The 7,385-nt window shown below is 27.1% G+C and carries 7 protein-coding genes; 1 reads left to right on the forward strand and 6 read right to left on the reverse strand.

Annotation, left to right across the window (positions count from 1 at the left end; translation table 11 throughout):
- Positions 1–83: 83 nt before the first annotated feature.
- From Q0138_RS05790 to Q0138_RS05815, 6 genes are all read right to left on the reverse strand, one after another.
- Complete coding sequence (locus Q0138_RS05790; RefSeq protein WP_297981976.1) at positions 84–794, reverse strand: metallophosphoesterase; 711 nt, start codon at positions 792–794, stop codon at positions 84–86.
- A 322-nt stretch (positions 795–1,116) separates the two neighbouring features.
- On the reverse strand, positions 1,117–1,644 hold the full coding sequence (locus Q0138_RS05795; protein ID WP_297981978.1) for a DUF2096 domain-containing protein: 528 nt from the start codon (positions 1,642–1,644) through the stop codon (positions 1,117–1,119).
- Positions 1,641–1,910 carry a DUF749 domain-containing protein gene (locus tag Q0138_RS05800; protein WP_297981979.1) on the reverse strand — a complete coding sequence of 90 codons (270 nt, stop codon included), beginning with the start codon at positions 1,908–1,910 and terminating at the stop codon, positions 1,641–1,643. Before Q0138_RS05800 ends, Q0138_RS05795 begins: the two co-directional genes overlap by 4 nt.
- Before the next feature lie 547 nt (positions 1,911–2,457).
- Positions 2,458–3,345, reverse strand: coding sequence for a CoB--CoM heterodisulfide reductase subunit B (gene hdrB, locus Q0138_RS05805; RefSeq protein WP_297981981.1), 888 nt, complete (start codon positions 3,343–3,345; stop codon positions 2,458–2,460).
- A 22-nt stretch (positions 3,346–3,367) separates the two neighbouring features.
- Positions 3,368–4,456 (reverse strand): CoB--CoM heterodisulfide reductase subunit C, encoded by a 1,089-nt coding sequence (hdrC, locus tag Q0138_RS05810; RefSeq protein ID WP_297981983.1) that lies wholly within the window; start codon positions 4,454–4,456, stop codon positions 3,368–3,370.
- 700 nt (positions 4,457–5,156) lie between these two features.
- Positions 5,157–5,603 (reverse strand): MarR family transcriptional regulator, encoded by a 447-nt coding sequence (locus Q0138_RS05815; RefSeq protein ID WP_297981985.1) that lies wholly within the window; start codon positions 5,601–5,603, stop codon positions 5,157–5,159.
- A gap of 888 nt (positions 5,604–6,491) precedes the next feature.
- Here Q0138_RS05815 and Q0138_RS05820 point away from each other — a divergent pair.
- Positions 6,492–7,226: an archaeosine tRNA-ribosyltransferase gene (locus Q0138_RS05820; protein ID WP_297981987.1), complete on the forward strand. Its 735-nt coding sequence runs from the start codon at positions 6,492–6,494 to the stop codon at positions 7,224–7,226.
- Positions 7,227–7,385: the final 159 nt, after the last annotated feature.

Genomic DNA, 7,385 nt, shown 5'->3' on the forward strand with positions numbered 1-7,385 from the left:
ATGAAAAAAAGAACTAAAAAAAATAGATAAAAGAAAAAAATAATAAATAAAATTAGTTAAAATGAAAAAAAGAATTATAATAATTATAATTCTATAAGGTCAACTGTATAATTAGCCTCTTCATCAACTTCAATTAAAACTGCCTTACCAAATTCAAGAGCTCCAGGGTTTGCAATTGTAGTCTTTCCAACCTTGTCAATTGAAGCGGCTTCATGAACATGTCCACAAATGTTTATATTTGGTTGGAATTCATGAATAGGCTTTTTAACTCCTTGACTACCTACATGAGCACCTGATTCAATAGTGTCAGCTGTTGTATCATATGGAGGGGCGTGAGTGAGCAAAATGGTTACACGAGGAATTGAATCATTTCCAATATAATCATATTCAGCTAAAAGCTCATAAACACGTTCATAGATTTTATCATCATCTATTTCACCTGGTGTGTCAAATGGAGTAGGATTTGATCCGCCATATCCCATAATAACCACATTTTCATAAGCGATCAATTGATTGTGTAAACAGAATGCAGGTCTTTCATCAGGACCGCTTTCCTTGATTGCATTACAGATTCCCGCAGGATCACAGTTACCTGGAATAGCAAATACATCAACATCCAAGTCTACAATTTCATCAATGAATGGTTTTACAAAACTTAAAGGTTCAAATTCTGTAATACCAAAATCTGTAATATCTCCTGCAATTAAAACTGATTGAATATCCTCATTTTTTATGTAATTAAGTAATTTTTCACTTTTTTTACCGTGTATGTCACTAATTGCTAAAATTTTCATTCTAAAACAACCTAATAATTTTTAAAAATTTATAAAAATAATCATTTAATCATTTTTAAATTAACTAATTAAGTATAAGATTTTTATTATAATAAATTTAACTATTTGATTTGAAATAATATTACTAAACTTGTGGGACTTATTAAAAAAACTTAAAATCCGTTTAAGATGAGAAAAGTAATTAAATTAAATAAAAATAGAAAAAAAGTAAAAAAAGTAAAAACTAAAAACTAAAATGAAAAATAATAAAAATAGAAAAATAAGTAAAAATAAGTAAAAAAAAGTAAAAAAAAAGTAAAAAATAGGATAATAGAATAAAAATCTATTCTGAGAAGAATGGAGCCATTTCTTTTAAAGCATCTTGAATCTTAGGCTTTTCACCATACAAAGCTATAGTCAAATCACTGTCAAACTCCATAATCAAACCATAGTATTCAGCGATTTCCTGAACTCTGTCTTCAGCAATTGGATTTCTTAAGGTAATCTTTGCATAAGAAAATCCTGGAGGAGCATTTAATATAAATCTGGATTGGGTGTCTGAAATTTCATAAACCTCTTCTCCCCTATTGGCCCTATTTAACTTGTCTAGCCATTCATCATGATAATCTGAATCATAATCCTTTGCAAGAGATAATAAAATTCCTTGAATTCCATTTAAAGACATGTCAGCTCTTGCCATTTCATTAATCATGTCTGGATGAGAAGGATCCTTTTTATAAAAACCAATCTGAGACTTTACAAGACCTAAATCTTTATTTATTTGACTAGGAATTTCAATACCCTTTTTATGCAAATCAGTTGAAAGGTTGGCAATGACCAACCAGGATTGTTCTATTGGCAGGGTATTCATAAATGTCCTTCCAATATTTTTAAAGTAGTGACATTAACTTTAGCGTCAGCTTCTCTTAATTCTCTTTTGATTTCATTAAGATTATTATATCTGTCTAAGAATAAAACGTGATGACTACCGGTTCCGGTAATGTCTAAAATAGCTATTTCATCAGTATCTTTAATTTCATCTCTACCTTCAATAGCAGCTTTAAATTGTACATAAGGACCATATTCTTCTGGAAGATCTTTAAATCTAAAAATTCCACCTAAAATTGCAATAAACATAATACATACTCCCATTTTATTACGAATGAATAAACAGCACACCTAAATTAAAGCAAACCGTTTAATGTAATTATAAACTAAATGTTAATGGTTGAAATCTTTTCCAACCATTCATATTATCATTATATTTAATGATAATTATATTTTTAATTATTTTGATTAATAAAATTTGTTATTGATTAGTACAATTATTTCATATCAAACTAATTTTTTTAATGAATTAATACAAATTACAAAATAAATTTTTAATGAATCAATGCACATTGATTGAATAGAACAATGAGTTTTTTTAAAATCGGATCAAAATAAATTTTCTCTCCAATCAAAGTTTTTTAAAAATGAACAATAAATAAAATAATTCAAGTTTTATTTACAATCAATAAACTATAAGTTACTTTTATTTTTATACTATAAAAATATTTGTACATATAAGAATTAAATGTTTCAACATCTAAAATCCAATTTTAGGATTAAAATTGGTAAAAATAGTCATTTATATTGAGTTTTAAAAAAATAAAAAAAAGAAAAGAAAAAGTAGTTAAACTACTTATTCTGCAATTTTATCAAGAACTGGAGCTGCGTCAATTAATTGAGCACCTAAAGTTAATTCGTCTGCATCTAAGCCCATAGCTAATCCGTATAATTGAGCTAAGTGGAATACAGGGAATGCGAAGTCAGTTCCGTATTTTTCATTTACTTCAGTTTGACCTACGTCAAATTGTAAGTGACAGAAAGGACATACTTCTACAATAGCGTCAACACCAGCTGCTTTCATAGCATCAAGTTTTTCTTTAGTGAAGCTTAAGGTTACGTCAATGTCTCTTGCTCTTAAACCTCCACCAGCACCACAACACATCATCTTGTTTTCGTAAGGTACAGATTTTGCACCGGTGATTTCAACTAATTCATCTAAGATGGATGGGTTTTCAGCAGATTCTTCAATACCTACTTCAGCGGTAGGTTTTAAGAAGTGACAACCGTAGTGTACAGCTACATTAATTCCTAAATCTTTGGTGAATAATTCGCTTATTTTGTCAAGACCTACGTCGTTGTATAAAATTTCAGCGAAGTGTCTTACTTTGGTTTCACCTTTGAATTGTTTGTCAGTAGTTTCAGCTAAAATTGCGTTAATTTCATCTTTTTTAGCTGGGTTTTCTTTTAATAAATGGTCACATTCACGTAATGAACCGAAACATCCGTTACATTCGGTCATTATATCAGTGCCCATTTCTTCCGCAATAGCGAGGTTACGTGCTGCAATTGCAGCCCAAGTGGTTTGATCGAAAGATCCAAATACACCAGGAGCAGGACAACAGGAAGCACCTTCCATATCTTTTAATTCAATGTCTAATTTATCGAATAACATTCTAGTTGCTTTTTCGATACCAGGATAACGGTTGTTCATAATACAACCTAAGAAATATGCAATCTCCATAATATTAACTCCTTAACAATATTTATTCTAAGCTACCGGTTTCCATATTGTAACCGATTAATTTATCAAAGTCACATGCTACACAGATTTTTTGAACTTCTTCTAATGCTTCAGGATAAGCATGTACTGTTGGAGGTAATTCAGAAAGTCCAATAGCAGTTCTTAATTCTTTTGTCTTATCGTTGATTGGTACACCGTGACCAGTTTTAATTACGAAAGAACCAGTTGCTTTGTGTGCATCAGCCATGTAACCAGCTTTAGCAGCTTCGTTACGTGCCATTTTAATAATATCTACAATTTTTACGCTTCTAGGACATCTTTCTTGGCAAGTGTAACAGGTAGTACACATCCATAAAGCAGGGTCGGATACTACTTCTTCTCTAAGTCCTAATAAACATTTTCTTACAACTTGTCTTACTCTGTAAGGAGTTCTTCTACCGGAAGGACATCCTCCACCACAAGTACCACATTGGAAACAGTGGTCTACAGTTTCAATTCCAGCGTCAATGAATTTTTGAGTAAATTCTTTGTCAATATCATCCATTGAATATACATCATTTTCTTTTAATAAAGTCATATTATCGCTCTCTTCATTTTCTTCTGAAGATTCTTCTTCGTCAGACTCTTCTTCCACTTCAGAGTCATCTAAAGATTCTTCAACTTCTTCTTGTATTTCTTCATCACTTTCTAAAGAAACTTCCTCTTCAGGAACTTCTTCAACAGCTTCTTCAGGAGTCTCTTCAACAGAAACTTCCTCTTCAGTTTCTTCTATAGCCTCTTCCCCAGACTCCTCGATTTCAGCTTCCGGAGTTTCTTCAGCTTCTTCAGCTTCAGCAACTTCATCAACGTCTTCTTCGTCCTCTTCAGGTTCAGCTTCTTCAGGAGTTTCTGCATGAATAGGAACAATTACTTCCTCTTCTACAGGAACTTCTACTTTTGAAGTTTCATCAGAATTAGTTTCAGAATCAGATTTAATTTCTTTTTCCTCTTCTGAAGATGTCTGTATAGAATCAGCAGCTTCCTCAGTAGGAACTGTTTCTTTAGTTAAACTTTTATCTATATCCTCATCAGCAGTTTTGATGAGATTTTTAAGACGATCTAAAACAGACATTGAAAAACACACCTAGGACAATCATAGGATAATCCTCTCGCCCTTAATATAAATTATAGTTGTATAGTATATAAAGGTTTTGAAAAAAATTGATGGTGTAACCTAAAAGGTTACACATTTTAATGAAATTTAGTTAAGCCTAAATTAATACTTGATGGAAAAAGCTCCATTTTAATCGAATGATTATTCAATTATTTTTTAGGTACACCTAAAAATTTTTATTAATCATTAATAAAATTTTAACAAATTCAATCGTAGAATTGTTTTTTGGAAAAAATATTTAATTTAAATCCATTTTTAAAATTTGAAAAAAATCAATTTTAAAAAAAAGAGTAGAATTTTATGAAAAATTTGTTAAAAATTTGTAAAAATTTTGATTAATTTTTATTATTATATTATTATATAGGTTAATTAGTATTTTATTTAAATTATTTTTGAATATTTTATTGAAATTTATTGCTTAAAAAAATAAGAAGAGAAAAAATTCTTTTAAAAATTAGTTAATAAAAATAGAAAAATAGTTAAAATAATTTAATAACTTAAAAAACAGCAAAATTCATTAATAGCTAAAAAAATAGAATAATTTACCTAAAAATAATAAAAAATAGCTAAAATTAATTAAAAATAGAAAAAATTATCTAAAAATAATAAAAAAATTCTAAAAAGTAGTTAAAGAGAAAAAAAAGAAAATTAAAAAAGATTATAAAAATGCATTTTCAGCATTCCTAGAAATCTTTTCCAAGGAAGCAGTTAATGCCAATAATTCATCATCATCAATGCCTTTCAACATTTCATTTGCCCACTGTTCAAAAAGATCAAACAATTGTTTACAAATCTCTTTTCCTTTTTCAGTCAAGTAAATCAATTTCTTAGTATTGTTTTCTTCATCAATTTCCTTAATGATCAAACCTTTATTCAACAAATGCTTAGTAGTCTTACTAATATTTGCTTCAGTTACATGAAATTGCCTAACAAGATCTATTTGATTTAACTGACCTTCTTTTTTATATATTGCTAACAATATATGTATTTCTCCAATAGTAACATTTAATGAATCAATATTGTTTTTAAAAAAGGATTCATAACTTTTTACTATAATCATTATCTGATTAAAATAATCAGGAAGATTTTCATTATTATTTACCATTAAATTACCCCTAAAATATAATTAATACTGCTAGCAAAAATTAATCTAAAATTAATGAAGCTTATTCAGCATATGTTTTTTAAAGTGAAAATTTTATAAATATCTCTATATACAAAAGGTTTATACTTCATTATATAAAAATGTAATGATAAAAATTAATTATATAAGCTTAAAAGAAAAATCAATATTGAAAAATAAGCAGAATATATTATTAAGTTTTTAAATTAAATTTTTTAGAAAAAATAGAACTATTAACTTAATAAAGTTAACATAATGGAATTTACTGCTTTTTTAGTTTATTCAATTTTAAATGATTGATTAAACAATCAAGTATAAAAAAACTCAAATAAAATTGAATAATACAAAAATAAGTATTAATATTAAAAATAAAAAAAGAATTAATGATTAAAAATTTTAAAAAAAAGTTTATAATTTTTTAAAAAAATGAATAATTTTTAATAAATCAGGAAAATGTTTATTAAAATGAATAATTTTTAAAAAACAATAAGATTATTTTGATTAAAACCAGTATTTTTATGAAAAAATAATGAAAAATACCTAAATAATATTTTAATAAAATAGTATTCTTTATGAATAAATAATGAAAAATACCTAAATAATATTAAAAATATATTTAATAATTAACAGAGTTTAATTAGAATAAAAATTAATACTAATAAAATACTTATTTAAAATAGTTTAAAATTAAACTAGAATAAAAATTATGCTAATAAAATACTAATTTAAATTTAAATTTACACAAACAATTTAAAAGTAATGCCAATGAAATACTAATTTAAATTTACACAAACAATTTAAAAGTAATGCTAATAAAATACTAATTTAAATTTAATTTACACAAACAATTTTAAAGGAAATAATGATAAAATGAAACAATTTGAAATTAAAAGTCATGATGGACCTGGAAGATATGGAAAATTAGGGGAAGAAGAAACTCCGCTTATCATAAACAGAAATGATTTTACAATTGCAGAAGATGAATCCTCAGCCTATGACATTGAAAGGGAAATAGCTGAATGGAGCGTTAATGAAACAATCAAACTTGCAAAGGAATCAGAAATTAAGGAAATTGCAACAATACAGGGAAGCAAATACATTGATTTACGTATCAAATGCCTTAAGGAACTTGAGGCCATGGGATATAATGGATTCATAATTGCAAATGCAGATGACCTTATTCTTCATCCAAGAGACCTTATTGACCTTATTGTCAATCTTAGAAAAAACATGAAATCATCAAGTTATCTTATTTTCCCATTTGCAGAAGCCCAATTCATACCTCTTCTTGCATACATGGGAGTGGATGGATTCTTTGATGAGATTGGCGAATATTACAGTTATATTGATGTTTTAATGAGTCCGACTAAAAACTATGACCTAAAGACCTATAAGATCTATGAAATGACAAGGGAAGAGATAGAAAAATACAATAAGAACACTATTGACTTTGTATTAAGGGAAGTTAGGGAACACATGAAAAATGGAAGTTTGAGAAATCTTGTAGAAGAGAGATCTGCAACAAGTCCTCAATACGCTTCTGCATTAAGAATACTTGACAAGGAATATTCAGATTATCTTTTAGAGTATAGTCAGTTATATTAATTGTATAAATTTTTAGAGCATGATTTAAATGAATTCTAATTCTTTAAAGTATAACTGCTCTAAATAATCATTTTTTCATTATTTAAACTTTAAATTTTTATTGATTTTTAAAATAAACACAATTTTATTATTTTAAAAAAAGAGATTAAATTAAAATAA

Origin of the sequence: uncultured Methanobrevibacter sp. (genome assembly GCF_937906425.1) — an archaeon.
Classification (GTDB): domain Archaea; phylum Methanobacteriota; class Methanobacteria; order Methanobacteriales; family Methanobacteriaceae; genus Methanobrevibacter.

Bases quoted from the DNA above. Each gene is read 5' to 3' on its own strand.
- Q0138_RS05790 (WP_297981976.1), bottom strand. From the start codon at position 794: ATGAAAATTTTAGCAATTAGTGACATACACGGTAAAAAAAGTGAAAAA.
- Q0138_RS05795 (WP_297981978.1), bottom strand. From the start codon at position 1,644: ATGAATACCCTGCCAATAGAACAATCCTGGTTGGTCATTGCCAACCTT.
- Q0138_RS05800 (WP_297981979.1), bottom strand. From the start codon at position 1,910: ATGTTTATTGCAATTTTAGGTGGAATTTTTAGATTTAAAGATCTTCCA.
- hdrB (WP_297981981.1), bottom strand. From the start codon at position 3,345: ATGGAGATTGCATATTTCTTAGGTTGTATTATGAACAACCGTTATCCT.
- hdrC (WP_297981983.1), bottom strand. From the start codon at position 4,456: ATGTCTGTTTTAGATCGTCTTAAAAATCTCATCAAAACTGCTGATGAG.
- Q0138_RS05815 (WP_297981985.1), bottom strand. From the start codon at position 5,603: ATGGTAAATAATAATGAAAATCTTCCTGATTATTTTAATCAGATAATG.
- Q0138_RS05820 (WP_297981987.1), top strand. From the start codon at position 6,492: ATGAAACAATTTGAAATTAAAAGTCATGATGGACCTGGAAGATATGGA.